General features: G+C 70.9%; 23 protein-coding genes. 14 read left to right on the top strand and 9 right to left on the bottom strand.

The features are described from left to right. Positions 1 to 10 precede the first annotated feature (10 nt). From ACFC96_RS14390 to ACFC96_RS14380, 3 genes are all read left to right on the top strand, one after another. Positions 11 to 1,042 (top strand): ketoacyl-ACP synthase III, encoded by a 1,032-nt coding sequence (locus tag ACFC96_RS14390; RefSeq protein WP_116502273.1) that lies wholly within the window; start codon positions 11 to 13, stop codon positions 1,040 to 1,042. Positions 1,043 to 1,112: 70 nt separating this feature from the next. Next, positions 1,113 to 1,361 carry an acyl carrier protein gene (locus tag ACFC96_RS14385; RefSeq protein WP_100591921.1) on the top strand — a complete coding sequence of 83 codons (249 nt, stop codon included), beginning with the start codon at positions 1,113 to 1,115 and terminating at the stop codon, positions 1,359 to 1,361. A gap of 83 nt (positions 1,362 to 1,444) precedes the next feature. Then, a complete protein-coding gene (locus ACFC96_RS14380) occupies positions 1,445 to 2,716 on the top strand; it encodes a beta-ketoacyl-[acyl-carrier-protein] synthase family protein (protein WP_376612463.1) in 1,272 nt (423 codons plus the stop codon). A gap of 129 nt (positions 2,717 to 2,845) precedes the next feature. On the opposite strand, the gene ACFC96_RS14375 is transcribed toward ACFC96_RS14380, so the two are convergent. Further along, a complete protein-coding gene (locus ACFC96_RS14375) occupies positions 2,846 to 3,340 on the bottom strand; it encodes a DUF3145 domain-containing protein (protein WP_376263016.1) in 495 nt (164 codons plus the stop codon). Between the two features lie 381 nt (positions 3,341 to 3,721). Between ACFC96_RS14375 and ACFC96_RS14370 the strand changes: the two genes are divergently transcribed. Continuing rightward, positions 3,722 to 4,642, top strand: coding sequence for an SGNH/GDSL hydrolase family protein (locus tag ACFC96_RS14370; RefSeq protein ID WP_376263019.1), 921 nt, complete (start codon positions 3,722 to 3,724; stop codon positions 4,640 to 4,642). A 30-nt stretch (positions 4,643 to 4,672) separates the two neighbouring features. Next, on the top strand, positions 4,673 to 5,665 hold the full coding sequence (locus ACFC96_RS14365; RefSeq protein ID WP_376612461.1) for an aldose epimerase family protein: 993 nt from the start codon (positions 4,673 to 4,675) through the stop codon (positions 5,663 to 5,665). 245 nt (positions 5,666 to 5,910) lie between these two features. On the opposite strand, the gene ACFC96_RS14360 is transcribed toward ACFC96_RS14365, so the two are convergent. Then, complete coding sequence (locus ACFC96_RS14360) at positions 5,911 to 8,349, bottom strand: glycoside hydrolase family 3 protein (protein WP_376612459.1); 2,439 nt, start codon at positions 8,347 to 8,349, stop codon at positions 5,911 to 5,913. A gap of 94 nt (positions 8,350 to 8,443) precedes the next feature. Here ACFC96_RS14360 and ACFC96_RS14355 point away from each other — a divergent pair, with 94 nt between their 5' ends. Next, positions 8,444 to 9,061: a TetR/AcrR family transcriptional regulator gene (locus ACFC96_RS14355; RefSeq protein ID WP_376612457.1), complete on the top strand. Its 618-nt coding sequence runs from the start codon at positions 8,444 to 8,446 to the stop codon at positions 9,059 to 9,061. A 19-nt stretch (positions 9,062 to 9,080) separates the two neighbouring features. Here ACFC96_RS14355 and ACFC96_RS14350 read toward each other — a convergent pair whose 3' ends face one another. The 5 genes from ACFC96_RS14350 to ACFC96_RS14330 all read right to left on the bottom strand — a co-directional run bounded on the left by ACFC96_RS14350 (position 9,081) and on the right by ACFC96_RS14330 (position 12,653). Then, complete coding sequence (locus ACFC96_RS14350) at positions 9,081 to 9,410, bottom strand: YrdB family protein (RefSeq protein ID WP_376263031.1); 330 nt, start codon at positions 9,408 to 9,410, stop codon at positions 9,081 to 9,083. A gap of 19 nt (positions 9,411 to 9,429) precedes the next feature. Beyond that, entirely contained in the window at positions 9,430 to 10,239 is an 810-nt protein-coding gene (locus ACFC96_RS14345) for an NAD(P)-dependent oxidoreductase (protein WP_376263034.1), read from the bottom strand. A 35-nt stretch (positions 10,240 to 10,274) separates the two neighbouring features. Continuing rightward, positions 10,275 to 11,057, bottom strand: coding sequence for an EI24 domain-containing protein (locus ACFC96_RS14340; protein WP_376263036.1), 783 nt, complete (start codon positions 11,055 to 11,057; stop codon positions 10,275 to 10,277). Between the two features lie 68 nt (positions 11,058 to 11,125). Beyond that, positions 11,126 to 11,548: an organic hydroperoxide resistance protein gene (locus tag ACFC96_RS14335; protein WP_266564579.1), complete on the bottom strand. Its 423-nt coding sequence runs from the start codon at positions 11,546 to 11,548 to the stop codon at positions 11,126 to 11,128. 73 nt (positions 11,549 to 11,621) lie between these two features. Beyond that, complete coding sequence (locus ACFC96_RS14330) at positions 11,622 to 12,653, bottom strand: NADP-dependent oxidoreductase (RefSeq protein ID WP_376612455.1); 1,032 nt, start codon at positions 12,651 to 12,653, stop codon at positions 11,622 to 11,624. Positions 12,654 to 12,724: 71 nt separating this feature from the next. Between ACFC96_RS14330 and ACFC96_RS14325 the strand changes: the two genes are divergently transcribed. After that, the gene (locus ACFC96_RS14325; RefSeq protein ID WP_376612453.1) at positions 12,725 to 13,231 is read left to right on the top strand and encodes a MarR family winged helix-turn-helix transcriptional regulator; all 507 of its coding nucleotides are present in this window, start codon (positions 12,725 to 12,727) and stop codon (positions 13,229 to 13,231) included. Between the two features lie 270 nt (positions 13,232 to 13,501). Here ACFC96_RS14325 and ACFC96_RS14320 read toward each other — a convergent pair whose 3' ends face one another. Further along, positions 13,502 to 14,182: a hypothetical protein gene (locus ACFC96_RS14320; RefSeq protein WP_376263041.1), complete on the bottom strand. Its 681-nt coding sequence runs from the start codon at positions 14,180 to 14,182 to the stop codon at positions 13,502 to 13,504. A gap of 226 nt (positions 14,183 to 14,408) precedes the next feature. Between ACFC96_RS14320 and ACFC96_RS14315 the strand changes: the two genes are divergently transcribed. The 7 genes from ACFC96_RS14315 to ACFC96_RS14285 all read left to right on the top strand — a co-directional run bounded on the left by ACFC96_RS14315 (position 14,409) and on the right by ACFC96_RS14285 (position 24,619). Beyond that, a complete protein-coding gene (locus ACFC96_RS14315) occupies positions 14,409 to 15,572 on the top strand; it encodes a mandelate racemase/muconate lactonizing enzyme family protein (protein WP_376263119.1) in 1,164 nt (387 codons plus the stop codon). Then, the gene (locus ACFC96_RS14310; protein WP_376612451.1) at positions 15,569 to 16,573 is read left to right on the top strand and encodes a zinc-binding dehydrogenase; all 1,005 of its coding nucleotides are present in this window, start codon (positions 15,569 to 15,571) and stop codon (positions 16,571 to 16,573) included. Before ACFC96_RS14315 ends, ACFC96_RS14310 begins: the two co-directional genes overlap by 4 nt. Positions 16,574 to 16,665: 92 nt before the next feature. Next, the gene (locus ACFC96_RS14305; RefSeq protein ID WP_376263045.1) at positions 16,666 to 17,634 is read left to right on the top strand and encodes a hypothetical protein; all 969 of its coding nucleotides are present in this window, start codon (positions 16,666 to 16,668) and stop codon (positions 17,632 to 17,634) included. 51 nt (positions 17,635 to 17,685) lie between these two features. Next, positions 17,686 to 18,795, top strand: coding sequence for a multiple monosaccharide ABC transporter substrate-binding protein (chvE, locus tag ACFC96_RS14300; RefSeq protein ID WP_376612449.1), 1,110 nt, complete (start codon positions 17,686 to 17,688; stop codon positions 18,793 to 18,795). A 43-nt stretch (positions 18,796 to 18,838) separates the two neighbouring features. Next, the gene (gene mmsA, locus ACFC96_RS14295) at positions 18,839 to 20,380 is read left to right on the top strand and encodes a multiple monosaccharide ABC transporter ATP-binding protein (protein ID WP_376612447.1); all 1,542 of its coding nucleotides are present in this window, start codon (positions 18,839 to 18,841) and stop codon (positions 20,378 to 20,380) included. Between the two features lie 5 nt (positions 20,381 to 20,385). Continuing rightward, a complete protein-coding gene (mmsB, locus tag ACFC96_RS14290; protein WP_376263051.1) occupies positions 20,386 to 21,624 on the top strand; it encodes a multiple monosaccharide ABC transporter permease in 1,239 nt (412 codons plus the stop codon). 19 nt (positions 21,625 to 21,643) lie between these two features. Continuing rightward, positions 21,644 to 24,619, top strand: coding sequence for a beta-galactosidase (locus tag ACFC96_RS14285; protein ID WP_376612445.1), 2,976 nt, complete (start codon positions 21,644 to 21,646; stop codon positions 24,617 to 24,619). A gap of 65 nt (positions 24,620 to 24,684) precedes the next feature. On the opposite strand, the gene ACFC96_RS14280 is transcribed toward ACFC96_RS14285, so the two are convergent. After that, on the bottom strand, positions 24,685 to 26,190 hold the full coding sequence (locus ACFC96_RS14280; RefSeq protein WP_376612444.1) for an alpha-N-arabinofuranosidase: 1,506 nt from the start codon (positions 26,188 to 26,190) through the stop codon (positions 24,685 to 24,687). Between the last annotated feature and the right edge of the window lie 13 nt (positions 26,191 to 26,203).

Here is a 26,203-nt window from a genome sequence, read left to right as displayed (position 1 = left end):
CCCCGAGAGCATGTCGAAGATCAAGCCCAGTCAGGGCGCCCCGTACGCGCGCATCATGGGCGTCGGCGGTTACCGGCCGACGCGGGTCGTGCCGAACGAGGTGATCCTCGAGAAGATCGACTCGTCCGACGAGTGGATCCGCTCCCGTTCGGGCATCGCGACGCGCCACTGGGCCTCCGACTCGGAGACCGTGGCGGCGATGTCGATCGAGGCTTCCGGCAAGGCCATCGCGGACGCGGGGATCAGCGCGGAGCAGATCGGCGCCGTGGTCGTGTCGACCGTGTCGCACTTCAAGCAGACCCCGGCCATCGCCACCGAGATCGCGGACAAGCTCGGCACCGCCAAGGCGGCCGCGTTCGACATCTCCGCCGGGTGCGCGGGCTTCGGCTACGGCCTGACCCTCGCCAAGGGCATGGTCGTCGAGGGCAGCGCCGAGTACGTGCTGGTGATCGGCGTGGAGCGGCTGAGCGACCTGACCGACCTGGAGGACCGCGCGACGGCCTTCCTGTTCGGTGACGGCGCCGGCGCCGTCGTCGTGGGCCCCTCCCAGGAGCCTCACATCGGCCCCACCGTCTGGGGTTCCGAGGGCGACAAGTCCGAGACGATCAAGCAGACCGTGCCGTGGGACGAGTTCCGCGTCGGTGATGTGTCGAAGCTGCCGCTCGACAGCAAGGGCGACATCAAGTTCCCTGCGATCACGCAGGAGGGCCAGGCGGTGTTCCGCTGGGCCGTGTTCGAGATGGCGAAGGTCGCCCAGCAGGCGCTGGACGCGGCCGGGATCAGCGCGGACGACCTGGACGTCTTCATTCCGCACCAGGCAAACATGCGAATCATCGACTCGATGGTGAAGACTCTGAAACTGCCGGAGCATGTCACGGTCGCCCGTGACATCGAGACCACCGGCAACACCTCGGCCGCCTCGATTCCGCTCGCGATGGAGCGGCTCCTGGCGACCGGGAAGGCGAAGAGCGGCGACACCGCCCTCGTCATCGGCTTCGGGGCGGGTCTCGTCTACGCCGCCACGGTCGTTACCCTCCCCTAGGCAGACCGTCCGGATCACTCCGGGCAAGAACGCCGCCACACCCTCTGGATACATAAGAAGGAGCGCCAACATGGCCGCCACTCAGGAAGAGATCGTCGCCGGTCTCGCGGAGATCGTGAACGAGATCGCCGGCATCCCGGTCGAGGACGTCCAGCTGGACAAGTCCTTCACCGACGACCTGGACGTCGACTCGCTGTCCATGGTCGAGGTCGTCGTCGCCGCCGAAGAGCGCTTCGACGTCAAGATCCCGGACGACGACGTCAAGAACCTCAAGACCGTCGGTGACGCCACCGACTACATCGTCAAGCACCAGGCCTGATCAACAACTCGCCTAGTGCTGCCGCTCCGCCACCCGGCGGTGGCGCCGCTGAATCCCTCGCATCCGTTGGAGAAAGAATTCCTGTGAGCCCGACCAATCGCACCGTGGTCGTCACCGGTATCGGCGCAACCACACCGCTGGGTGGCGACGCGACGTCCACCTGGGAGGGTCTGGTCGCCGGTCGTTCCGGTGTCCGCCCCCTCGAACAGGAGTGGGCCGCCGACCAGGCGGTTCGCATCGCGGCGCAGATCGCCGTGGAACCGACCGAGATCATCCCGCGCCCGCAGGCCCGTCGCCTGGACCGCTCGGCGCAGTTCGCGCTGATCGCGGCCAAGGAGGCCTGGGCCGACGCCGGTTACACCGACAAGGCCGGTGAGGACCCCGCCGTCGCCCCCGACCGGCTCGGCGCGGTCATCGCCTCCGGCATCGGCGGCGTGACGACGCTCCTCGACCAGTACGACGTGCTGAAGGAGAAGGGCGTACGCCGCGTCTCCCCGCACACCGTCCCGATGCTCATGCCGAACGGCCCCTCGGCCAACGTCGGCCTGGCCGTGAACGCCCGCGCGGGTGTGCACACCCCGGTCTCCGCCTGCGCGTCCGGCGCCGAGGCCATCGGCTACGCGATCGAGATGATCCGCACGGGCCGTGCGGACGTCGTGGTCGCCGGTGGCACCGAGGCCGCCATCCACCCGCTGCCCATCGCCGCGTTCGGCAACATGATGGCGATGTCCAAGAACAACGACGACCCGCAGGGCGCCTCGCGTCCCTACGACGTCGGCCGGGACGGCTTCGTCCTCGGCGAGGGCGCCGGTGTCCTGGTCCTCGAGTCCGCCGAGCACGCCGCCAAGCGCGGTGCCCGCGTCTACGCGGAGGCGGTCGGCCAGGGCATCTCCGCCGACAGCCACGACATCGTCCAGCCGGAGCCGGGCGGCCGCGGCATCTCGCAGGCCCTGCAGAACCTGCTCGACAACACCGACCTGGACCCGGCCGAGATCGTGCACGTGAACGCGCACGCGACCTCGACGCCGGCCGGTGACGTGGCCGAGCTGAAGGCGCTGCGCCAGGTCTTCGGCGACGACACCGACCACATGGCGGTCTCCGCCACCAAGTCGATGACGGGCCACCTGCTCGGCGGCGCCGGCGGTATCGAGTCGGTCGCGTCGGTGCTCGCCCTGTACCACCGGGTGGCTCCGCCGACGATCAACGTCGAGAACCTCGACCCGGAGGCGGAGGCTGCCGCCGACATCGTCCGCGGCGAGGCTCGCAAGCTGCCCGTCGAGGGCCGCATCGCGGCGCTGAACGACTCGTTCGGCTTCGGCGGACACAACGTCGTGCTGGCGTTCCGCTCGGTCTGACCCGCGCGTACACGCACGTAGCCGGAGGGGCCCCCACCATCACGGTGGGGGCCCCTCCGGCTGTTCGGTACTCGGTTGTTCGGCCATTCGGCCACTGCGAACCACTGCGAACCACTACATCGAAACGCCTCACACCACCTGGTGCAGCCACCGCACGGGGGCGCCCTCGCCCGCGTAGCGGAAGGATTCCAGCTCGTCGTCCCAGGGCTTGCCGAGGAGCTTGGCGAGTTCGGCCTCCAGGTCCGTCTCGCCGCCCTTGGAGCGGGCGAGCGCGGCGCGCAGCCGGTCCTCGGGGATGAGGATGTCGCCGTGGATGCCGGTGACGGCGTGGAAGATGCCCAGTTCGGGGGTGGCGCTGTAGCGCTCGCCCTCGGCCGTGGGGCAGGGCTCCGCCGTCACCTCGAAGCGCAGGAGCTGCCAGCCGCGCAGCGCGGACGCCAGTTTGGAGGCGGTGCCCGCCTCACCGCGCCAGGAGAACTCGGATCTCCACGTTCCCGGCGCCGCCGGCTGGCGGATCCAGTCGAGGTTGATGCGCGCGCCGAGCACGCCCGCGACTGCCCATTCGACGTGCGGGCACAGCGCGCGCGGTGCGGAGTGCACGTACAGAACTCCACGTGTCGTCACCGGGACCTCCAGTGTGGGACGAGGTTCGCCTTCTCCGGCGGCCTCGCGCCCGTGCCGAGCAGTTTTCCCCAAAGACCGGTTGAACCAGGGGAACCAGGAAAAAAGGGACAGATGTGACGTGATGTAATTTAGCGGAAGCTGTCCTGCGGGGTTGCATCGGATCGGCCGACCGTGCTGTCGCTGCCGGTGACAGCAGTGGCCGGGCCGCCACGGGGCGAGGCTACCGTGTGGCGGCGCAAGGAGTGTGACGTACCGTCGGTCCCGGTGCCCTCAAACGCCGACGTTTCACCCGCGGGGACTCAACCGCGGCGCGGTGCACGGCGTCACGTTCGACGACAGAGGCGCCGGCAGCGGCCAGGAGCGGTGAGAGAGGACGATGGAATGCGGAACCGAAGCCATCGGTCAGCTGCCGTCCAGGCCGCCGTCGCCGGTGTGACGGCGGTTCTGCTCGGCGCCGCGGGCCTCGCCGCGTGCGACGCGATCGGCGGCAACTCCCCGGGGCCGAAGGGCAGTACGGCCGGCACGAAGCCGTCCCCGAAGCCCACTCCGACGTGGGACACGAGCCCGCGCTCCATCGCCGCCGTGGGCGATTCCATCACCCGGGGCTTCGACGCCTGCTCGGTCCTCACGGACTGCCCGGAGGTTTCGTGGGCGACCGGTTCCGACACCTCGGTGCGCAGTCTCGCGGTCCGGCTCCTCGGGAAGGACCGAGCGGCCACGCACAGTTGGAACTACGCGCGCACAGGCGCCCGTATGGCTGACCTTCCCGCGCAGATGGAGCAGGCGGCCGCGGTGTCGCCGGGCCTGGTCACGGTGATGGCGGGAGCCAACGACGCGTGCCGGCCGACACCCGCCTCGATGACGCCGGTCGACGCGTTCCGCGCCGACTTCGAGGACGCGATGCGCACGCTGCGGCGCGAGGTGCCCACAGCACAGGTGTATGTGTCGAGCGTGCCGGACCTCAAGCGCCTGTGGTCGGCGGGCCGGACGAACCCGCTGGGCAAGCAGGTGTGGAAACTCGGCATCTGTTCGTCGATGCTGGCCGACCCGGACGATCTCGCCGCGGCGGCGACGCGGCGCCGGGCGTCGGTGCAGGACCGCGTGGTGGCGTACAACGAGGTGCTCCGGGACGTGTGCGCGAAGGACCGTCGGTGCCGGTACGACGGCGGGGCGGTCTTCGACTACCGGTTCGACGGGCGGCAGCTGAGTCACTGGGACTGGTTCCACCCCAGCAAGGACGGCCAGTCGCGGCTCGCGGCGATGGCGTACCGCCGGGTGACGGCGAAGGAGCCGATCACCTGAGCCGGGGCTCCCGGGCGTAGGGTCTCGAACATGCGCAGCGAACTCTTCGGCACGCTCCCCGACGGCACACCCGTCCACCGCTGGACCCTCGAACGCGACGGGGTGCGGGTGCGCGTCCTGACGTACGGCGGGATCGTGCAGTCGGCGGAGGTTCCCGACCGGGCCGGTGCCACGGCGGATGTGGCACTCGGGTTCCCCTCACTGGACGGGTACCTCGCCCACCCGGGTCCCTTCCTCGGCGCGCTGGTCGGAAGGTACGCGAACCGGATCGCGGGCGGCCGCTTCCCGCTCGACGGCCGGCTCCACCACCTGGCGCAGAACAACGGGACGAACGCGCTGCACGGCGGCGAGCGCGGCTTCGACAAGCGCGTGTGGGACGCGGACCGGCTGGAGCACGGTGTGCGCCTGCACCGGGTGAGCCCGCACGGCGAAGAGGGCTTCCCGGGGCGCATGGAGGTCTCGGCGACGTACACGCTCGACGAGGGCGGGGCGCTGCGGATCGCGTACGAGGCGGTGACCGACGCACCGACCGTCGTGAACCTGACGAACCACTCGTACTGGAATCTGGGCGGCGCGGGCTCCGGTGACGCGGCGGGCGGGCACGAGGTGCGGATCGCGGCCTCGCGGTTCACCGCGGCGGACGGGGATCTCATCCCGACCGGGGAGTTCACCGAGGTGACGGGGACGGCCTTCGACTTCCGCGAGCCGCGGAAGCCAGGGCTCGGCCACGACCGCAACTACGTGCTCGACAAGGGGGTCACCGAGGCGCCGGTGGAGGTCGCCGAGCTGCACGACCCGGCGTCGGGGCGGACGCTGACCGTCGCGACGACCGAGCCGGGTCTCCAGCTGTACACCGCCGACCACTTCGACGCGACGCTGCCGTTCGCGCCCGGCGCCGGGATCGCCCTGGAGACCCAGCACTTCCCGGACTCCCCCAACCGGCCCCGGTTCCCGTCGACGGAACTGAGGCCGGGTCAGGTGTTCCGGTCGGAGACGGTGTACGGGTTCGGCACCCGCGCCTGAACCGCCGGGGCAGGCCGGTCGCGGCAGCGCCGGTCCCGGCGCACGCCGCCGCAGGGCCGGTCCCGGGCGGTTCGGCACCCGCGCCTGAACCGCCGGGGCCGGAAGCCGGACCGGAGACAGAATCGGAGTCGAAACCGGAACCCGTACTCCCACCGGCCCTGGCACTCGCACAAACGCTCGCACCCGTACCCGCACCCCGCACCCGCACCCGCCCGGGCGCCCAGGCCTCGCCCCCGCGAATCCGCTCAGACCTTGATCCTCGCGCTCACGCGGCGGTCCGCGACCGAGCGGCCCGCCTCGACCTCGTACGCACCCGGCTGGTGGGCCCACGCGTCGGCGTTCTCGTCCCAGATCTCGAAGGCCCGGCGCGGCAGCGGGACGGTGACCTCGACGCTCTCGCCGGGTGCCGCCTCGACACCCGCGAAGCCGGCCAGCCAGCGGGCCGGGCGGGCGGGGTCGGCCTGCTCGGGCGCCAGATAGACCTGGACCACCTCGCGACCGGACCGCTCGCCGGAGTTGCGCACCCGGACCACGGCGGTCGCGCCCCCGTCCCACACCTCGATCGCCTCGTACGCCCAGTCGGTGTAGCCGAGGCCGTGGCCGAAGGCGTACGAGGGGGTGGCGCCCGACCGCTCCCAGGCGCGGTAGCCGATGAACACGCCCTCGGTGTAGGCGAGCCGGCCCTCGGTGGGGGCGACCTCGGTGACGGGTGCGTCATCGAACGAGCCCCAGGTGGTGGGCAGCCGACCGCCGGGCTCCTCGGCTCCGGTGAGGACGTCGGCGAGGGCGTCACCGCCCTCCTGGCCGGGGAACCAGCTCAGAAGCACGGCCGCGACGTCCTCGCGCCACGGGAGTTCCACCGGGGAGCCGGAGTTCACGACCACGACGGTGTTCGGGTTGGCGGCGGCGACGGCGCGCACGAGGTCGTCCTGGCGGCCCGGCAGGCGCAGGTCCTTGCGGTCGAAGCCCTCGGACTCGACGCGTTCGGTGGTGGCCACGACGACGACGGCGGTGTCGGCGGAGCGCGCGGCCTCGACGGCCTCGGCGATCAGCTCGTCGGGGTCGCGCTGCGGCTCGCGGTGGACCAGCGAGAACGCGACGGCCTGGAGCGGGGCGCCCTCGGGCTTGAAGACGACATAGCGCAGGGACACGTCCACGGGTTCACCGGCGACGAGGTCGACGTCCCCGCGGCCGACGGGACTGCCGAAGAACGCCTCGAACGGGTCGGCGGCGGAGGCCAGCGGCTGTTCCCCGTCGAAGAGGACCTGTCCGGCGACGGTGAGGGTGAAGCCGCCGATGCCCTGGGTGCCGAAGGTGTGCGGCCCGGAGGTGCGCGGGGTGAAGGTGCCGGTGAACTCGACGGTGTGCAGGGTGTCGTGGGTGACTCCGTCGGGCAGGTCGGCGCCGATCCACTGGATGCGGCCGCCGGGCACGGAGGCGGTGCCGATGACGTCCCCGGCGGCGTCCAGGCAGCGGGCGCGGAGCTCGAAACCGGCGCCCGCGGCGGCGAGTTCCTCGTTCGGGTCGGCGCCGATCGCGTAGGTGAGCGTGCCCTCGGGAAGCGCGGCGCTCAGTCCGTCGAGCGGGGAGACGACGCGGGCGGGGAAGACGGTGGCGGAGCCGCCGCCGAGGACACGGGCGTCACGGGCGGCGGCTCCGATGAGGGCGACACCGCCACCCGGACGCAGCGGAAGCGCACCGGAGTTGTGTACGAGGACGAAGGCGCGGCGGGCGATCTCGCGGGCGAGTGCCTCGCCGTCGATCTCGGCGGGGGTCTCGGTGACCACGGGCTCGGCGCCTTCGAGGATGCCGACGCGGGCGGCGAGGCGGAGCACGTTGCGCACGGCCTCGTCGACGGTGGACTCCTCGACCTCTCCGGCACGGACGGCGGCGGCGAGCGCGGGCCCGTACACCGTCTCCGGGCCGGGCATGGCCACGTCCAGGCCGCCCGCGATGTCGCCGGTGGTGGAGCGGGCGGCCATCCAGTCGGAGACGTTGAAGCCGTCGAAGCCCCATTCGCCGCGCAGCACCTCGTTCACGAGGTAGCGGTGTTCGGTCATCGTCGTGCCGTTGACCGTGTTGTAGGCGGTCATGATGCCCCAGGGGTGGGCGTTGGCGACGATCGCCTCGAAGGGGGCGAGGTAGAGCTCACGCAGGGCGCGGGCGCTGACCACGTTGTCCACGGTGAAGCGGTCGGTCTCGGCGTCGTTGGCGACGAAGTGCTTGACGGTGGTGCCGACTCCGCCGGACTGCACGCCGCGTACGTAACCGGTGCCGATCGCGCCGGTCAGGTACGGGTCCTCGCTGTACGCCTCGAAATGCCGGCCCCCGACGGGCGTGCGGTGCAGGTTGACGGTCGGGGCGAGCAGCACGTGCACACCCTTGCGCCGAGCCTCCTGGGCGAGCAACCGCCCTGCCCTGCGAGCGAGTTCGGGGTCCCAGGTGGCGGCGAGCGCCGTCGGTGACGGAAGCGCGATCGAGGGGTCGTCGGCGGTCCAGCGGATGCCGCGGACGCCGATCGGGCCGTCCGACATCACGAGGGACGCGAGGCCGATGCCGGGCACGGCGGGCAGGGACCACATGTCCTGCCCGGCGAGGAGGCCCGCCTTGGTGTCGAGGTCGAGCTTGCCGAGTGCGGCCTCGACGACCGCCTCGCGTACCTGGTCCTGCTGAGTGTCCGCCACGACGGCGCCTCCTCGTTGAAGTCCGGCCCTTGTCCGTCATCCTGCACCCGCCACCTGTAGATCGGTAGGTTTTGTTATCTTGCCGTTATGAACGATGTCGTACGGTGACGGCATGGGTACGAGAACCGCCAGGAGCGAGGAACGGCGCGCGGAGATCCTCCGTGCCGCCCTGGAGGTGATCGCCGAGCGCGGGTACCGCGGCGCGACACTGGGGGCGGTGGCCGAGCGCGTCGGGCTCACGCAGCAGGGGCTGCTGCACTACTTCCGCACCAAGGAAGCGCTGCTCGTCGCGGTCCTGGAGGAGCGCGACCAGTGGGACGCGGTGCCGGACAGCCGATGGCGCCTCGACCTGCTCGCCTCACTGGTCGAGTACAACGCGATGCGCCCCGGCATCGTGCAGACGTTCTCCGCCCTGCTCGGCGAGAGCGTCACGGAGGACCACCCGGCGCGGCCCTACTTCACACAGCGGTACGGGAACGTGCGCGAGAGCATGGCAGCCGTGCTGCGCACCGAGTACGGGGAGCGGCTGCCCGGCGGCCTCACACCCGAGCGGGCGGCGCCGCTGCTCGTGGCGGTGATGGACGGGCTGCAGTACCAGTGGCTGCTGGACCCGGAGTCGGTGGACATGCCGGGCGCGTTCCGCGACTTCCTGGCACTCGTCGAAGGCGACCGGGGCGACCGGGGCGACACAGGAGAGACAGCCCCCGGGTGAACTCCCGTGCGCGCGGCGGCTATTGGTGCCAGACGACCGCGAGCGTCTTGCTCACCGCGCACACCAGGACGTAGGCGACGGCCCAGCCGACGGCCCCGGCCAGCACAAGCGCGGCCGCGCCCGCCCCGAACCACACCAGCTCGAAGGCGACCCGGCCCGCGCCCCGTGTCTTGTACGACGCCTTCTGGGACCCGAACAGCGCCCACAGCGTGATCATCACCGCGATGACCCCGAGGCCGAGCAGCCAGGCGAGCGGGGCCGAGACGTCGCGAGTGAACCCCCAGCGCCCGACGGCCCCGAGGGCGGCCAGTTCGATGAGGAAGAGCACACCCAGGTTCGCCGTCTTCATGGGGGCAGTATGGCCCGGCCTACCGCTCACGGATACGGGTGACGGCCCGCGCGATGTCCTCATGGGCGAGGGACGGGTCCGCCGCGGCCTCCTTGAAGTGACCCAACACGGCTTCCATCGCGGGGAGTTCGGTGGTCCCGGTGGCCAGGGCGATGTCCTTGACGGCCAGGTCCGAGCCGAAGTGCACGCCCTGGGCGAAGGCGCGGGCGACGGCTCCGCCGAGGGGGCCCGCGGCGAGCGCGCCCTTCGCGACGTCCTCGGGCAGGCCGAGCGCGTCCGCGAGCGCCATGGCCTCGGCGACCAGGCCGACGCCGCCGATGACGGCGGTGTTGACGACGAGTTTGAGTGCGGCGCCGGAGCCGGGCGCGCCGGTACGGGTGACCGTACCGAGATGGGCGAGCACGCCTTCGATCCGGTCCGCGTCGCCGCCCGCGAGGATGCCGAGCTCGCCCGCCTCGGCCTTGTCGGTGCTGCCCATGACCGGGGCGTCGACGAGGGTCACCCCGTCACCGAGGCGCGCCGCGAGCTGCCGTACGGCCTCGGGGCCGATGGTCGACATCTCCGCCCAGCAGGTGCCGGGCCGCAGCTCGGGCGCGATGGCGTCGGCGACCTCGGACACGGCGTCCGGGGTGGCGAGCATCGTGATGACCACATCCGCGTCGCGCACGGCGTCGGCGGGGCTGTCGGCGAGCACGGCGCCCCGTTCGACGAGCGGGGCGGCTTTCGCCGGGCTGCGGTTCCAGACGGTCAGCGGGTGTCCTGCGTCGAGGAGATGGCGGGCCATGGGCGCGCCCATGTGACCGAGGCCGAGGAAGGCGATCTTTTCCATGCTCCGACGCTAGCCCCTGTCGGCGACTCCCGGGGTCAGTGCGTGGCCGGTTCCCCGGACTCCGGTGCCGGTTCCGGGGGCGCCTCTGCGAGCAGGTCCCGGGCCATCAGGGTCGCGCCCGCCACCGCTCCGGGCATCAGGAACACCGCGACGACCGGCACCAGGAACGCGACCGCGAGCGGCGTGCCGAATCCCCAGGCCAGGCCCCTGCGGGAGCGCAACAGGGCGAGGCGCTCGCGGAGTTCGACGCCACGGCGCTGGAGCGCGACCGCGGCGAGTTCCTCCGTGAGGAAGAAGCCGGTGACGAAGAAGCCGATCACCGGGACGACGCTCTGGCCGACGAACGGGACGAACCCGAGGGCGAAGAGCAGGACGCCCCAGAGCGCGGCGCGCACGAGGACCCGCAGGCTGTCGCGGGCGGAGACCCACAGTTCGCGCCAGAGCGGGAGGCCCGACTCGGGGGCGTGGCCGCCCTCGGCGAGGTCGACCTTCTCCGACAGGGACTCGTAGAAGGGCTGTCCGATCAGGAGGGTGACGGCGGTGAACGCGAGCACGGCGAGCAGCAGGACGAGGGCGAAGAGCACGGCGGTCAGGAAGCCGCGGAACAGGCCGGCCCACGGAGACGTCCAGTCGTCGGCGAAGGGGGTCGCCCAGGTGATGAAGTCGTCGCCCCACACGGCCAGGCAGATCAGCGCGGCCGCGTACAGGACGAGGGTGATCAGACCGGGCAGGAGCCCCATGCCGAACTGCTTGCCGTGCTGGGAGACCCAGCGCTGGCCCTTCATCAAGTAGCCGAAGCCCGCCCCGAGATCACGCATGGGCCCCACCCTATGGGACCGGCCCGCACCCCTTGCGCGGGGTACGGGCCGGGACCGGGCCGCATCGGTCACACGGAGAGCGTGACCGTGATGTTGCCGCGGGTGGCCTTGGAGTACGGGCACACCTGGTGGGCCTTCTCGACCAGGGACTTGGCGGTGGCCTCGTCCACGTTCGGGATCTTGGCGGAGATCTCGACGATGAGGCCGAAGCCCTCGTCGTTCTTGCCGATGCCCACGTGCGCGGTGACGGTCGAGCCGGAGATGTCGGCGTTCTCCTGGCGGGCGACCACGGCGAGCGCGCCCTGGAAGCAGGCGCTGTAGCCGGCGGCGAACAGCTGCTCCGGGTTGGTTCCGGCGCCGCTGCCGCCCTGCTCCTTGGGCGGGTTCACGACGACGTCGAGCTTGCCGTCGTCCGTGGAGACGCGGCCGTCACGGCCGTTCTCCGCGGTGGCCACGGCGGTGTAGACGACGTCCGACTGCTGGATGGGCATCCCGTACTCCCTCATTCGATCCGGTAGGCGGAAAGAGATTACCGAATCCCGGAAGGAACGAGCGTGACCGGGGTCACTCACCCAGCTTGACGACCATCTTTCCGATGTTGTCGCCGCGCAGAACCCCGAGGAACGCCTCCAGGTTGTTCTCGATGCCCTCGACAACGGTCTCGCGGTACTTGAGCTCGCCGGAGCGGATCCAGGCGCCGACCTGCTGCACGAACTGCGGCTGGAGGTCGTAGTGGTCACCGACGAGGAAGCCCTCGATGCGGCCACGGGTCTGGATCAGGCGGGACAGGTTGCGCGGGCCGGGGGCGGCCTCGGTGTTGTTGTAGACCGAGATCGCGCCGCAGATCGCGATGCGCCCGTCCCGGTTGAGCCGGCCGATCGCCGCTTCGAGGTGGTCGCCGCCGACGTTGTCGAAGTAGACGTCGATACCGTCGGGCGCCGCCTGCGTGAGCTGGTCGAAGACGGAGCCGTCCTTGTAGTTGAACGCCGCGTCGAAGCCGTACTCCTCGGTGAGGAGCTTGACCTTCTCCGCCGAGCCCGCCGAGCCGACGACGCGGCCGGCGCCGAGGAGCTTGGCGATCTGGCCGACCTGGCTGCCGACGGCACCGGCCGCGCCGGAGACGAAGACCGTGTCGCCCTCCTTGAAGGAGAGGGTGCGCAGAAGACCCGCGTACGCGGTGAGGCCCGTCATGCCGAGGACACCGAGGTACGCCGACAGCGGCGCGGCCTCCGGGTCGACCTTCACGGCCTGCTTGGCGTCGAACGTGGCGTACTCGCGCCAACCGTTGAAGTGCAGCACGTGGTCACCGACGGCCACGCCCTCGTCGTTCGAGGCGACGACCACGCCGACCGCGCCGCCCTGCATCGCCTTGCCGAGCTCGTACGGGGCGACGTACGACTTGGCGGCGCTCATGCGGCCGCGCATGTACGGGTCCACGGACACGTACAGGTTCTTGACGAGCACCTGGCCGGGGCCGGGCTGGGGGATCTCCACCTCGGTGAGCTGGAAGTCCTCGGGCTTGGGCCAGCCGACCGGGCGGCTGGTCAGGTGCCACTCGCGGCTGGTGGCGGGGATCTGAGGGGTGTCGACAGACATGGCGGGGCGCCTCCTGATTGCTTCACTTACTGAAACAACCATGCTCCTCGATATTTCATAGTGTCAAGTAAATGGGTACTCTGGAGTACATGGCCGCAAGCAGCTCCGCCCCGAGACCCGTGACAGACGACCCTGCGACAGCCGTCCCCGTGACAGCCGACCCGGTGACCGCCGACCTGGTCGAGCTGATCGGCGCGCTGGTCTCCCGTCACTACAAGGAGTACGAGCAGGCCGCCGGAGGCCAGGGGCTCACCACGGCGCAGGCACGGGTCCTCGACCTGCTCTCCCGCGAGCCGATGCCCATGCGGCGCATAGCCCAGCAGGTGAACTGCGAGCCGTCGAACATCACCGGCCTCATCGACCGCCTGGAAGCGCGCGGCCTCGTCGAACGCCGCCCCGACCCGGCCGACCGGCGCGTGAAACTGGCCGCGCCGACGGAGGAGGGCATGCGGATGGCGCGCGGCGTGCAGGGGAACCTGGGCTTCGCTCGCGGGGCCATCGCCTCGCTGACCGGCGACGAGCGGGACGCACTGCGCGGACTCCTCGCCAAGATGATGGACGGCGACACCACGGCCTGACACCGGCCGCGGCTTCCGGCGACAAGCCGCGGCTTCCATCAGGAGAGCGACACCGGCCGTGACCTCCGGCGAGATCCACGGCCTTTGCCGCGAGAGAGACCACGGCCGCGACCTACGGCGAGAACCGCGGTCCCCGCCGGGAAAGCGACACCGGCCGTGACCTACAGCGACAAACCACGGCCCCCGCCAGGAAAGCGACACCGGCCGTGACCTACAGCGACAAACCACGGCCCCCGCCAGGAAAGCGACACCGGCCGCACGGCGCACCCCTCAGGTGCACCACCACAGGAAGCGGTCGCACGTCTTCGTCGGGGTGGGCCGCGGTGGGGGCGGTGTCGTGGTGGGGCCGGGGGCGGGCGTACCGGGGCCGGCCGGGGTGTCCGGGGTCGGGGTGACCGCGGGCACCGAGGTGGCGCGCCCTTCGGTCCCCTCCTTCGTCTCCCCTGTCGTCTTGTCCTTGTCGTCCTTCGCGCCCTTGGACTCCGACGCCGACGGGGAGGGGGACGCCGAGGGGCCGGACGTCTGCGGGTCCGCCTCGGCAGCGGCGGCGCCGGTCGGGGTGGCGGCCGCGGAGGACGCGGCGGCCTCCGCCTCCTGGTCGGCGGCCTCCTCGGCCGACGTGGACGAGCCCTGCCCGTCGCCGCTTGCCGACGACTCGGTGCCGAGTTCCGCGAAGCTGAGGCCGCCCGCGGCGAGTGCGAGCCCCGCGGCGGCGATCACGATCTTGTTGCGCCGGCGCCGGTGGGCCCTGCGGGCACCGCGCTCACGGCGTTCCCTGCGGGAGCGGCGGGTGTGCGTGGGTTCGTCGGCGTAAGAGGAGCCGGCCTCCTCGGCCGACTCCTGCGCCGCGAGCGCCTCCGCGTGCTCGCGGCAGGCTTCGGCAGGCGTGCCGCACCCAGGGCAGGCGAGGGCGCCGTTGAGGTGCCTTCGGCACGGGTGGCAGTAATCCATGACGCATGGAGGCTAGGCGCCGTGCCGGTAACGGAAAAAGCCGGTGCTGTGAATGTTCTGTGCGGAACCGCGTGTTCCAAAGAATTGACCCTCCATACGGCTTCTGCGCACGGCGTACGAGGCGACCTGGTGCGCGAACCATTGACACCCCGCACGCACCTCCTTACTGTCACGCCAAGATTTCGAACGCATGACGAAATATCGAACGTCGCAGGGGGCAACTGCCGTGCGCATCACGGGAATCAGCACACATGTGGTCGGGACGCCTTGGCGCAACCTGACCTACGTCCAGGTGCACACCGACGAGGGAATCACGGGTGTCGGCGAGACACGGATGCTGGGGCACACCGACGCGCTCGTCGGCTATCTGAAGGAGGCTCAGGCCAACCACATCGTCGGCTCGGACCCCTTCGCGACCGAGGACCTCGTACGGCGCATGAAGTACGGCGACTACGGGCGGGCCGGGGAGATCGTGATGTCCGGTGTCGCGGTCATCGAGATGGCCTGCTGGGACATCAAGGGCAAGGCGCTCGGCGTCCCGGTGTGGCAGCTGCTCGGCGGCAAGGTGACGGACCGGGTCAAGGCGTACGCGAACGGCTGGTACACCACCGAGCGCACCCCGGAGGCGTACCACAAGGCGGCACAGGCCGTGATGGAGCGCGGGTACAAGGCGCTGAAGATCGACCCGTTCGGGACCGGGCACTACGAGCTCGACCACGAACAGAGCCTGTACGCCGTGTCGTTGATCGAGGCGGTGCGCGACGCGATCGGGCCCGACGCCGAGCTGATGCTGGAGATGCACGGACGGTTCTCCCCCTCCACCGCCATCCGGCTGGCGCGCGATCTCGCTCCTTTCAAGCCCGCGTGGCTGGAGGAGCCGGTGCCGCCGGAGAACCTCAAGGCGCTGGAGAAAGTGGCCGCGAGGGTGGACATCCCGGTCGCCACGGGTGAGCGGATCCATGACCGGATCGAGTTCCGCGAGCTGTTCGAGAGCCAGGCCGCGGACATCATCCAGCCGGACGTCGGCCACATCGGCGGCATCTGGGAGACGCGGAAGCTGGCGGCGACGGCGGAGTCCCACTACGTGCTGGTCGCGCCGCACAACGTGGGCGGCCCCGTGCTGACCGCGGCCTCGCTCCAGGTCGGTTTCAGCACGCCGAACTTCAAGGTCCTCGAGCACTTCAACGACTTCGCGGACGCGGACATCAAGAAGGTCGTGAAGGGCGCGCCGCAGGTCGACCCGGAGACCGGGTGCTTCGAGCTGTCGCACGAGCCGGGGCTCGGGGTCGAGCTGGACGTGGACGCGGCGGCCGAGTTCCCGCAGCAGCAGGCGCGGTTCGACCTGTGGGCGGAGGGCTGGGAGCAGCGCCGGCCGGAGGGGACGCGGTGAGCGTCGCGGTCGTCGTCGAGGCGCCGGGCGCGCACCGGATCGTCCCTCACGAGCCGACGCCGCCGGGTGCCGGGGAGGTGCTGGTCCGCGTCCACGCCGTGGGCATCTGCGGCAGCGACCGCGAGGTGTACCAGGGCAGCCGGCCCGAGGGCTACGTGCGGTACCCGCTCACTCTGGGCCATGAGTGGTCCGGCACCGTCGAGGCCGTCGGGCCGGGCGCCCCGCAGTCGCTCGTCGGCAGGAAGGTCGTCGGCGAGGGCTTTCGCAACTGCCAGGTCTGCGACCGGTGTCACGCCGGCGAGACCACGCTGTGCACGGCCGGGTACGAGGAGACCGGGTTCACGCAGCCCGGCGCCATGGCCGCCACACTGACCCTGCCCGCCCGGCTCCTGCACGTCCTGCCGGACGACGCCGACCTGACGGCGGCCGCGCTGCTCGAACCCGCGGCCTGCGTCGCCGCGGCCGCGCTCAAGGCGGACGCGCGGCCCGGCGAACGGGTCGCCGTCGTCGGCGCGGGCACCCTCGGCATGCTCGCCGTGCAGTTCCTCGCGGCGAGCTCCCCCGCCGAGCTCCTCGCCGTCGACACCCGGCCCGAACGGGCCGCTCTGGCCGAGAAGTTCGGCGCGACGGACTTCCGTACGCCCGGCCAGGAACTGCCCGGCGACTTCGATGTGGTGATCGAGACCGCCGGGTCCGCGGAGTCGGCCCGTACCGCGGCGTCGCTGCTGCGGCGCGGGGGGCGGCTCGTGCTCACCGGCCTCCCGGCGTCCGGCGCCGCGGGACTCGATCCGACCGGACTCGTCGTGCGGCAGCTGGAGGTACGGACCGTGTTCGGGGCACCGCCGGCCGCCTGGGCGCATGCCGTGCGGGTCTTCGGCGCGAGGCTCCTGGATCCGTTGCCGCTGGTGACGCACGAGCTGCGACTGGATCAATTCCCGTACGCCATCGAGCTGGTGGGATCCGGTGACCCCAAGGTGGGCAAGGTGCTGCTGCTCCCCTAGCTCCCGCCGCCCGGCACGTTCCGGGCGTGCCGCACCCATCGATCCGAACTTCGTTCGAAATACCGAACGCCACCGAACGTGAAGGACTGCCCGTGACCGACTCCCCCTCTCCCCGCCGCCCCGGCGAACCCGCCCTCGCGGCCCTGGGCCTGTCCGCCCCCTGTACCGACGACAGCGACACCTCCCCGCACACCTTCCCCGACGGCGGCACCTGGCGCACCGAGATCCCCTCGGTCGAGGGGCCCGAGGCGCTGGCCGTGGTCCTCAAGGAGGCCTCGCGACTCGACGTGCCGGTCCACCGGATCAGCCAGGGCAGCGGCGTGTGGATGCTCACCGACGCCGAGATCACCGAGATGGTCGAGTCGGTCGCCGAGCGGGACATCGAGCTGTGCCTGTTCACCGGCCCGCGTGGCACCTGGGACACCGGCGCCTCCGTGCGCACCGACTCGCACGGCGCCGGCCTGCGCGCCCGCGGCCACGACGCCGTCGCCGGATGTGTGGAAGACGCCGTCCGGGCGACGGAGCTGGGCGTGAAGTGCCTGCTCGTCGCCGACGAAGGCGTGCTGTGGACGCTGCACCGGGCGCGCGAGCAGGGGGTGATCCCCGGTGACACCACGCTCAAGGTCTCCGCGCTCATCGGCCCGGTCAACCCGGCTTCCTACGCCGTCTACGAGCGGCTCGGCGCCGACTCGCTCAACGTGCCGAGCGACCTGACACCAGCTCATCTCACCGAGATCCGCCGCGTCTCCGCCGCGCCCATGGACCTGTACATCGAGGCGCCGGACGACCTCGGCGGCTATGTACGGATGTACGAGATCGCGGAGCTGATCCGCCGCGGGGCGCCGCTGTACCTGAAGTTCGGGCTCGCGAAGGCCCCCGCCATCTACCCGTACGGCGCCCACCTGCGCGACGTCACGCTCGACACCGCCCGTGAGCGCGTGCGCCGCGGCCGGCTCGCCCTCGATCTGCTGGCCCGGCACGGCGCGGACGGCGGCATGTCGCCGCTGGGCTCGCGACTGCCGGGCGCTCTCGACCGTTTCCCGCCGGCTTTCTCCCGCTGACTTCCCATGGACGTTTCCGCTCCCCGACGCGACCGACAAGGACTGATGACCATGCGCAACCACAGAAGTGCCGTTTCCGCCGTGGCGGGAGCCGCCGCTCTCGCCCTCGCCCTGACCGCCTGCGGGCAGAGCAGTGAGGGCGGCAGCAAGGAAGCGAAGGACAAGAAGGAGATGACCGTCGGCATCGCCATGCCGACCAAGTCGTCCGAGCGCTGGATAGCCGACGGCAAGAACATGGTCACCACGCTGCACAAGGCCGGCTACAAGACGACCCTCCAGTACGGCGAGGACGACGTCGACCAGCAGGTCCAGCAGCTCGAAGGCATGATCACGCAGGGCGTGGACGCGCTGGTCATCGCCGCGATCAACGGCGACGCGCTCTCCAACGTCCTCAAGGAGGCCCATGACGCGCACATCCCCGTCATCTCCTACGACCGCCTCCTGCTCAACTCCCCCTACGTCGACTACTACGCCTCCTTCGACAACGAGAAGGTCGGCCGGCTCCAGGGCACGTACATCACCGAGAAGCTGGGTCTGAAGGACGGCTCCAAGAAGGGGCCCTTCAACATCGAGCTGTTCGCGGGCTCGAACGACGACAACAACACCAAGTACTTCTTCAACGGCGCGATGAAGGTGCTCCAGCCCTACATCGACAAGAAGCAGCTCGTGGTCAGGTCCGGCCAGACGGCACTGAACAAGGTCACCACGCTGCGCTGGGACGGCGGCACCGCGCAGAAGCGCATGGACGACCTGCTCACCTCGTCGTACTCGTCCGCCAAGGTGGACGCCGTCCTCTCCCCGTACGACGGCATCTCGATCGGCATCCTGTCCGCGCTCAAGTCCGACGACTACGGCTCCGCGAGCAAGCCGCTGCCCGTCGTCACCGGGCAGGACGCCGAGGTCGCCTCGGTGAAGTCGATCGTCGCGGGCCAGCAGACCCAGACCGTCTACAAGGACACCCGGCAGCTGGCCAAGGTCGCGTCCAGCATGGTCGACGCGGTACTGAAGGGGAAGAAGCCGCAGGTCAACGACACCACGTCGTACAACAACGGCAAGAAGGTCGTGCCGTCCTATCTGCTCCAGCCGGTGAGCGTCGACAAGAGCAACTACCAGAAGGTGCTCGTCGACAGCGGCTACATCAAGGCGAGCGACCTCAAGTAGCCCGCCCACACCACCGGTTCACACGGAGCAGAAAGGCACGACCATGGCGGGACCCGTCCTGGAAATGCGCTCGATCGTCAAGACCTTCCCCGGCGTCAAGGCGCTCGCGGACGTCTCCCTGAGCGTCCGCGCGGGCGAGGTCCACGCCGTCTGCGGGGAGAACGGCGCCGGGAAGTCGACGCTGATGAAGGTCCTCAGCGGCGTTCATCCGCACGGCAGCTACGAGGGGGAGATCCTCTTCGAGGGCGAGCCGTGCCGGTTCAAGGACATCGGGGCGAGCGAGAAGCGCGGCATCGTGATCATCCACCAGGAGCTCGCCCTGGTGCCGTACCTCTCGCTCGCCGAGAACATCTTCCTCGGCAACGAGCACGCCACGCGGGGCGTGATCAGCTGGGGCGAGACCCTCAAGCACGCCACGGACCTGCTGCGGCGGGTCGGTCTGAACGAGCACCCCCAGACGCGCGTCGCCGACATCGGCGTCGGGAAGCAGCAGCTGGTCGAGATCGCCAAGGCCCTGTCGAAGGAGGTGAAGCTGCTCATCCTCGACGAGCCGACGGCCGCGCTCAACGACGAGGACAGCGGCAAACTCCTCGATCTCATCCTGGAGTTGAAGGGCCAGGGCATCACCTCGATCATCATCTCGCACAAGCTCAACGAGATCGCCCGGGTCGCGGACTCCGTGACGGTCATCCGCGACGGGCACTCGATCGAGACGCTCGACGTGAAGGCCGCGGAGACGACCGAGGAGCGGATCATCCGCGCCATGGTCGGCCGCGACCTCGACCACCGCTTCCCCGAGCGCACCCCGCACCCGCGGGACCTCACCGCGGCGCCGGCCCTCGAGATCCGCGACTGGACCGTCTTCCACCCCATCGACCAGCAGCGCAAGGTCGTCGACTCGGTGTCCCTGAACGTGCGCCGCGGGGAGATCGTCGGCATCGCGGGGCTGATGGGCGCGGGCCGCACGGAACTCGCGATGAGCGTGTTCGGGCGGGCCTACGGGAAGTACGCGGGCGGCAGCGTCCTCAAGGACGGCACCGAGATCCGCACCCGCACCGTCCCGGAGGCGGTCGGGCACGGCATCGCGTACGTCACCGAGGACCGCAAGCACTACGGCCTCAACCTCATCGACTCCATCAACCGCAACATCTCGCTGAGCGCGCTGGGCAAGGTCGCCCGGCGCGGGGTCGTCGACGAGCACGAGGAGCGGAAGGTCTCGGAGGGCTTCCGCACCTCCATGAACATCAAGGCGCCCAACGTCTTTGAACCCGTGGGCCGGCTCTCCGGCGGCAACCAGCAGAAGGTCGTCCTCAGCAAGTGGATCTTCGCGGGGCCCGATGTGCTGATCCTCGACGAGCCGACCCGCGGCATCGACGTGGGAGCGAAGTACGAGATCTACACGGTGATCGACCAACTGGCCGCCCAGGGCAAGGCCGTGGTCTTCATCTCCTCCGAACTGCCCGAGCTGCTCGGCATGTGCGACCGGATCTACACGATGTCGGCCGGACGGCTCACCGGTGAGGTCCCGCGAGCGGAGGCCACCCAGGAAGTGCTGATGCGGCACATGACCAAGGACAAGAGGTAGGACCGATGAGCACGAACCTGAAGGCCGGGTCGCCGGCCGGCGCCGCGGCCCCGAAGGCCGGGGACGACGGCGGCCTCGGCCGGCTGATCATCGACGGCATGCGCCGCAACATGCGGCAGTACGGGATGCTCTTCGCCCTCGGCCTGATCGTGATCCTTTTCGAGGTCTGGACGGGCGGCGACCTGCTGCTGCCGCGCAACGTCTCGAACCTGGTGCTGCAGAACAGCTACATCCTGATCCTGGCGATCGGCATGATGATCGTCATCATCGCGGGCCACATCGACCTGTCGGTCGGCTCCATCACCGCGTTCACGGGGGCGCTCGCCGCGGTGCTCATGGTCACGCACCACTGGTCGTGGCCGGTGGCCGCCCTCGTGGTCCTCGCCGTCGGCGCGCTCGCGGGGGCCATGCAGGGCTTCTTCATCGCCTACCTCGGCATACCGTCGTTCATCGTGACCCTGGCGGGCATGCTGCTCTTCCGCGGTCTGACGGAGATCTTCCTCAAGGGGCAGACGCTCGGCCCGTTCCCCGACGGGCTGCAGAAGGTCGCCAACGGCTTCCTGCCCGAGGTCGGCCCCGACACCAACTACCACAACCTCACCCTGCTCCTCGGCCTGGGACTCATCGCCCTCGTCGTGTGGCAGGAGGTGCGCGACCGCAAGCGCCAGCAGGAGTACGCGCTCGACGTGCTGCCCGCGAAGCTGTTCGCGCTGAAACTCACCGCGCTGGTCGCCGCCGTCCTCGTCTTCACCCTGCTGCTCGCCAGCTACAAGGGCGCGCCCGTGGTGCTGATCGTCCTGGCCGTGCTCCTCGTCGCCTTCGGCTACGTGATGCGCAACGCGGTGATCGGCCGCCATGTGTACGCGATCGGCGGCAACCTGCCGGCGGCGAAGCTCTCCGGCGTCCGGGACAAGAAGGTCACCTTCGCGGTCTTCCTCAACATGGGGATGCTGGCGGCGCTCGCGGGCCTGGTCTTCGCGGCCCGCTTCAACGCCGCGTCGCCGAAGGCGGGCGTCAACTTCGAACTCGAGGCGATCGCCGCCTCGTTCATCGGCGGCGCGTCGATGAGCGGCGGCGTCGGCACGGTGCTCGGCGCCATCATCGGCGGCACCGTCCTCGGCGTCCTGAACAACGGCATGAACCTCGTCGGCGTCGGCACCGACTGGCAGCAGGTCATCAAGGGCCTGGTCCTGCTCGCGGCGGTCGGCTTCGACGTGTGGAACAAGCGCAAGGTCGGTTCGTAATTCTTCCAGGAGGCCCTCCTTGGAGCTCAGCAGACGCTCCTTCACCGCCCTCACGGGGGCGGCCGCCCTCGGCGGGGCGCTCACCGGCCCGTCCGGCACGGCCCAGGCGGCCGTGCCGGAGGCACGGCCCGCGCCACCGGTGGCCGACGGCACCGCGCACACCGTCGCCTTCGACAAGTACTCCATGATCATCGACGGCCGTCGCACGGCCCTGTGGTCGGGCGAGGTCCACCCCTTCCGGCTGCCGAGCCCGTCCCTGTGGCGGGACGTCCTGCAGAAGCTGCGCGCCCACGGCTACAACAGCGTGAGCATCTACGTGGCGTGGAACTACCACTCCCCCGCGCCCGGTTCGTACGACTTCACCGGCGTGCGGGACCTCGACCTGTTCCTGCGCACGGCCGCCGAGTGCGGGCTGTACGTCATCTTCCGCCCCGGCCCGTACATCAACGCCGAGGTCGACGCGGGCGGCTTCCCCGGCTGGCTCACCACCACCGCAGGCACGGCCCGCACCTCCGACCCGACCTATCTGGGACACGTCGACGAGTGGCTGACGGCCGTGGACGAGATCGCGGCCCGCCACCTGTACACCAAGGGTGAGGGCACGGTCGTGCTCTACCAGCTGGAGAACGAGTACGCCTCGAACGTCACGAGCCCTGCGGGCCGCGACTACATGAGTCACCTCCACGCCAAGGTGCGCGCCGACGGCATCGACGTCCCCCTCTTCCACAACGACAAGGGCCGCAACGGCTACTGGGTCCCCGGCTCCTTCCCCACCGGCGGCGAGAGCGGCCGCTACATGTACGCCTTCGACGGCTACCCCTCGCCCTCCGGGAACCCGCCGGACTGGGGGTACTTCGGGACCGGCGGCGCGAAGGGCGGCTCCACGGCGAGCCCGGACACCGCCGGGTTCCTCGCCGAGTTCGGCGGCGGCTGGTTCGATCCGTGGGGTGGCGGCGAGTTCGCGGGCAAGGGCTACGAGGAGGCGCGCAGGACGCGCGACGCCGCGTACGAGCGCAGGTTCTACCTCACCAACCTCGCCAACGGGATCAAGGTCCACAATGTCTACATGACGTTCGGCGGCACCTCATGGGGCTGGCTGCCCGCGCCCGTCGTCTACACGTCGTACGACTACGGGGCGGCTCTCGACGAGGCGCGCGGCATCACGTCCAAGCTGGTACCGATGCATCAGATCGGGCAGCTCCTCGCCACCGTGCCCGACCTGACCCAGCTGGACCGGGCTGCCGACACGGCCGCCGGGGACGAGCGGATCAAGGTCTACCACCTGGTGAACCCCGAGTCGGGCGCGCACGTCTACGTCCTGCGCAACGACACGACGGCGGAGGTGACGTCGGCCCTCGACGTCACTCATGACGGGGGCTCCACGACCGTGGACGTCACGGTCGGCGCGCGCGACGCCAAACTCCTCGCGACCGGGATCGCCGTCGGCCGGCGGCGGCTGCGGTACTCCACCGCGCAGCCCATGCTCCAGCTCGGCGCCGCTCGCCACGACATCGCCGTCCTCACGGGCCGGGCGGGCGAGGCGACGGTGACGGCCCTGGAGTGCACGGGCGCGCCGAAGGTCACGGTCCTGGACGGGGCCGCCACGTCCGCGTACGACAGCGGGAGCGGTGTGCTGCGCGTGAGCGGCACGCTCGGTGGGCTGACGCGTGTGCTGGTCGAGGGCGGCGGTGCGGCGACGCCGCTGCTCCTGCTGCTCGCCGATGACGAGGCCACCGCTCGCCTGTGGCGCCATGACACGCCCTCCGGTCCCGTCCTGGTGCGCGGGCCCGCCCTGCTGCGCACCGCCGCGCTGCACGGAGCGAGCGTCCACCTCGAGGGCGACACCGTCGAGGCGGCCGACCTGGAGGTGTGGGCGCCGCGCGGGATCAGCCGCGTGACGTGGAACGAAGCGCCCGTGTCCACGCGCCCGACGCCCAGTGGCAGCCTGCGGTCCCGGGCGCGCCTCGCCGGGGTGCCCGACGTCGCGCTGCCCGCGCTCACCGGCTGGCGCCGCCGCGGCGAGAACCCGGAGGCGGAGCCCGGCTTCGACGACTCGGACTGGCAGGTCGCCGACAGGAGGTCCTCCCACAGCACGACGCCCGTGCCCGCCGACCGGCCCGTGCTCTTCGCGGACGACTACGGGTTCCACTACGGCGACGTCTGGTACCGCGCGGCCTTCGACGACGCGAGCGGCGCCGAGTCGGTGTCCCTGGCGTACCTCACCGGGACGCAGGGGCTGCTGATGGCGTGGCTGGACGGGGAGCCGCTGGGCACGCACCGGATGCCCGTCCCGGACAAGTCACAGAGCACGCAGGGCACATGGACGGCCACCGCCACGCTCGCCGTGCCCGCGTCACTGCGCACCCCCGGCCGGCACACCCTGTCCGTGCTGGTGCGCCGGATGCAGCACGACGAGGACGGCGGGGCGCGCGACTCCCACAAGGCTGCGCGCGGCCTGACGGCGGTGACGTTCGCCGGCGCCGCCCCGGACCTCACCTGGCGCATCCAGGGCGAGACGGTGCCCGACCCCGTGCGCGGCCCGCTCAACAACGGTGGCCTGTACGGGGAGCGGCACGGGTGGCACCTGCCGGGCTTCCGGGACGACGACTGGCATCCGGCCACGCTGCCGTCACCGGCGGACGGACAGCGGCAGGGGGTCACCTGGTACCGCACCGGCTTCCGGCTCGCCATCGACCACGACGTCGACGCCGCCGTCGGCCTCACCTTCACCGACGACGCGAGCCGCGCCTATCGCGTCCAGATCTTCCTCAACGGCTGGAACATGGGCCAGTACATCAACGACGTAGGGCCGCAGCACACCTTCGCCCTGCCGAACGGGGTGCTGCGCACGAGGGGCCGCAACACACTCGCCCTGGCCGTCCTGTCCGACGGGACCACACCGTCGGGGCCGGGCGAGGTGAAGCTGACGCTCATGCGAAGCGCCGCGGGAGGGGTGCGGGTGGAGCCGGTGGAGTCGCCGGGCGCCGCTCGCTGACCCATCCGCCGCGCACACGAAGCGGGCCGGCCCACGAGGGGCCGGCCCGCTTTCGCGTGTGCGCGTCAGGCCAGTCGGATCACGTTCCAGGACAGGGGCTCCAGGGTGGCCGTCAGGACGCCGTCCGCCAGGTCCGTGCCGGTCACCGGGTGCGGGGTGACGCGCTCCGGCTCCGTACGGGTGTTGCGGGCCTCCGGGTCGGCGTCGGCGAGGGCGCTGTGCTCGACGACCGACGTCAGGTCGAGCCCGTTCAGGGCCACTTCGAGGGGCAGTGCCTCGCTCTGGTCGCGGTTGACCGCGAAGACCGTGACCGTGCCGTCCTCGGCGCGCACCGCCGTCGCGTGCAGCAGATCCGCGGTGCCGTGCCGCTTCGTGTCGTAGGTGGGCGAGTCCACACGGACGTCGAGGACCTGGCCGCGCCCGTGCGCCGACGCGGCCGCGAACGGGAAGAACGTCGTCTGCCGCCAGGCCGGGCCGCCGGGCTCCGTCATGATCGGCGCAATGACATTGACGAGCTGGGCGAGGCAGGCGACGGTGACGCGGTCCGCGTGGCGCAGGAGCGCGATGAGCAGCGAGCCGAAGACCACGGCGTCGGTGACGGAGTAGACGTCCTCCAGGAGCCGGGGCGCCTCGGGCCAGTCCAGGGCCGAGACCTCGGCCTGGGTCCGGGACATGTACCAGACGTTCCACTCGTCGAAGGAGAGGTTGATGCGCTTCTTCGACTTGAGGCGGGCGCCGATGTGGTCGCAGGTCGCCACGACGTTCTCGATGAACGACTCCATGTCGACGGCGGAGGCCAGGAACGAGTCACGGTCCCCGTCGTGCTCCTCGTAGTAGGCGTGCAGCGAGATGTAGTCGACGAGGTCGTACGTCTCGGCCAGTACGGTCGCCTCCCACGCGGCGAAGGTCTCCATGCCCTGCCCCGACGAGCCGCACGCGACGAGCTGGACCCCGGGGTCGATCTGGCGCATGGCGCGCGCGGTCTCGGCGGCGAGCCTGCCGTACTCCTCGGCGGTCTTGTGACCGGTCTGCCAGGGCCCGTCCATCTCGTTGCCCAGGCACCACAGGCGGATCCCGAAGGGCTCCTTGTCGCCGTGGGAGGCGCGCAGGTCGGACAGGGCGGTGCCCGCGGGATGGTTGGCGTACTCCTGGAGTTCGAGGGCCTCGGCGACGCCGCGGGTGCCGAGGTTCACGGCCATCATGGGTTCGGCCTGGGGGCCGACCTTCTTCAGGAACGCGATGTATTCGGACAGGCCGAAGCGGTTCGTCTCCGTGGAGCGCCAGGCGAGGTCGAGACGGCGGGGCCGTTCGTCCACCGGGCCCACCGAGTCCTCCCACTTGTAGCCGGAGACGAAGTTGCCGCCGGGGTAGCGGATCGCGGTGACGCCCAGCTCGCGGACCAGCGCGAGAACGTCGGTGCGCAGGCCCGCATCGTCGGCGGCCGGGTGACCTGGCTCGTGGATCCCGGTGTAGACGCAGCGGCCGAGGTGCTCGACGAAGGACCCGAACAGGCGCGGGTCCACCTCACCGACGGTGAAGGCGGGGTCGAGGGTGAAGCGTGCGGTGTGCATGGGTTCCTTCCCC

Source organism: Streptomyces sp. NPDC055955 (assembly GCF_042270245.1).
Classification (GTDB): Bacteria; Actinomycetota; Actinomycetes; order Streptomycetales; family Streptomycetaceae; genus Streptomyces.
This window is presented reverse-complemented; position numbering and strand designations above follow the sequence as displayed.

Coding starts and splice junctions, on each gene's coding strand:
- ACFC96_RS14390 (WP_116502273.1), top strand. CDS start 11: ATGTCGAAGATCAAGCCCAGTCAGGGCGCCCCGTACGCGCGCATCATG.
- ACFC96_RS14385 (WP_100591921.1), top strand. CDS start 1,113: ATGGCCGCCACTCAGGAAGAGATCGTCGCCGGTCTCGCGGAGATCGTG.
- ACFC96_RS14370 (WP_376263019.1), top strand. CDS start 3,722: ATGCGGAACCGAAGCCATCGGTCAGCTGCCGTCCAGGCCGCCGTCGCC.
- ACFC96_RS14365 (WP_376612461.1), top strand. CDS start 4,673: ATGCGCAGCGAACTCTTCGGCACGCTCCCCGACGGCACACCCGTCCAC.
- ACFC96_RS14355 (WP_376612457.1), top strand. CDS start 8,444: ATGTCGTACGGTGACGGCATGGGTACGAGAACCGCCAGGAGCGAGGAA.
- ACFC96_RS14350 (WP_376263031.1), bottom strand. CDS start 9,410: ATGAAGACGGCGAACCTGGGTGTGCTCTTCCTCATCGAACTGGCCGCC.
- ACFC96_RS14345 (WP_376263034.1), bottom strand. CDS start 10,239: ATGGAAAAGATCGCCTTCCTCGGCCTCGGTCACATGGGCGCGCCCATG.
- ACFC96_RS14340 (WP_376263036.1), bottom strand. CDS start 11,057: ATGCGTGATCTCGGGGCGGGCTTCGGCTACTTGATGAAGGGCCAGCGC.
- ACFC96_RS14335 (WP_266564579.1), bottom strand. CDS start 11,548: ATGCCCATCCAGCAGTCGGACGTCGTCTACACCGCCGTGGCCACCGCG.
- ACFC96_RS14330 (WP_376612455.1), bottom strand. CDS start 12,653: ATGTCTGTCGACACCCCTCAGATCCCCGCCACCAGCCGCGAGTGGCAC.
- ACFC96_RS14325 (WP_376612453.1), top strand. CDS start 12,725: ATGGGTACTCTGGAGTACATGGCCGCAAGCAGCTCCGCCCCGAGACCC.
- ACFC96_RS14320 (WP_376263041.1), bottom strand. CDS start 14,182: ATGGATTACTGCCACCCGTGCCGAAGGCACCTCAACGGCGCCCTCGCC.
- chvE (WP_376612449.1), top strand. CDS start 17,686: ATGCGCAACCACAGAAGTGCCGTTTCCGCCGTGGCGGGAGCCGCCGCT.
- mmsA (WP_376612447.1), top strand. CDS start 18,839: ATGGCGGGACCCGTCCTGGAAATGCGCTCGATCGTCAAGACCTTCCCC.
- mmsB (WP_376263051.1), top strand. CDS start 20,386: ATGAGCACGAACCTGAAGGCCGGGTCGCCGGCCGGCGCCGCGGCCCCG.
- ACFC96_RS14280 (WP_376612444.1), bottom strand. CDS start 26,190: ATGCACACCGCACGCTTCACCCTCGACCCCGCCTTCACCGTCGGTGAG.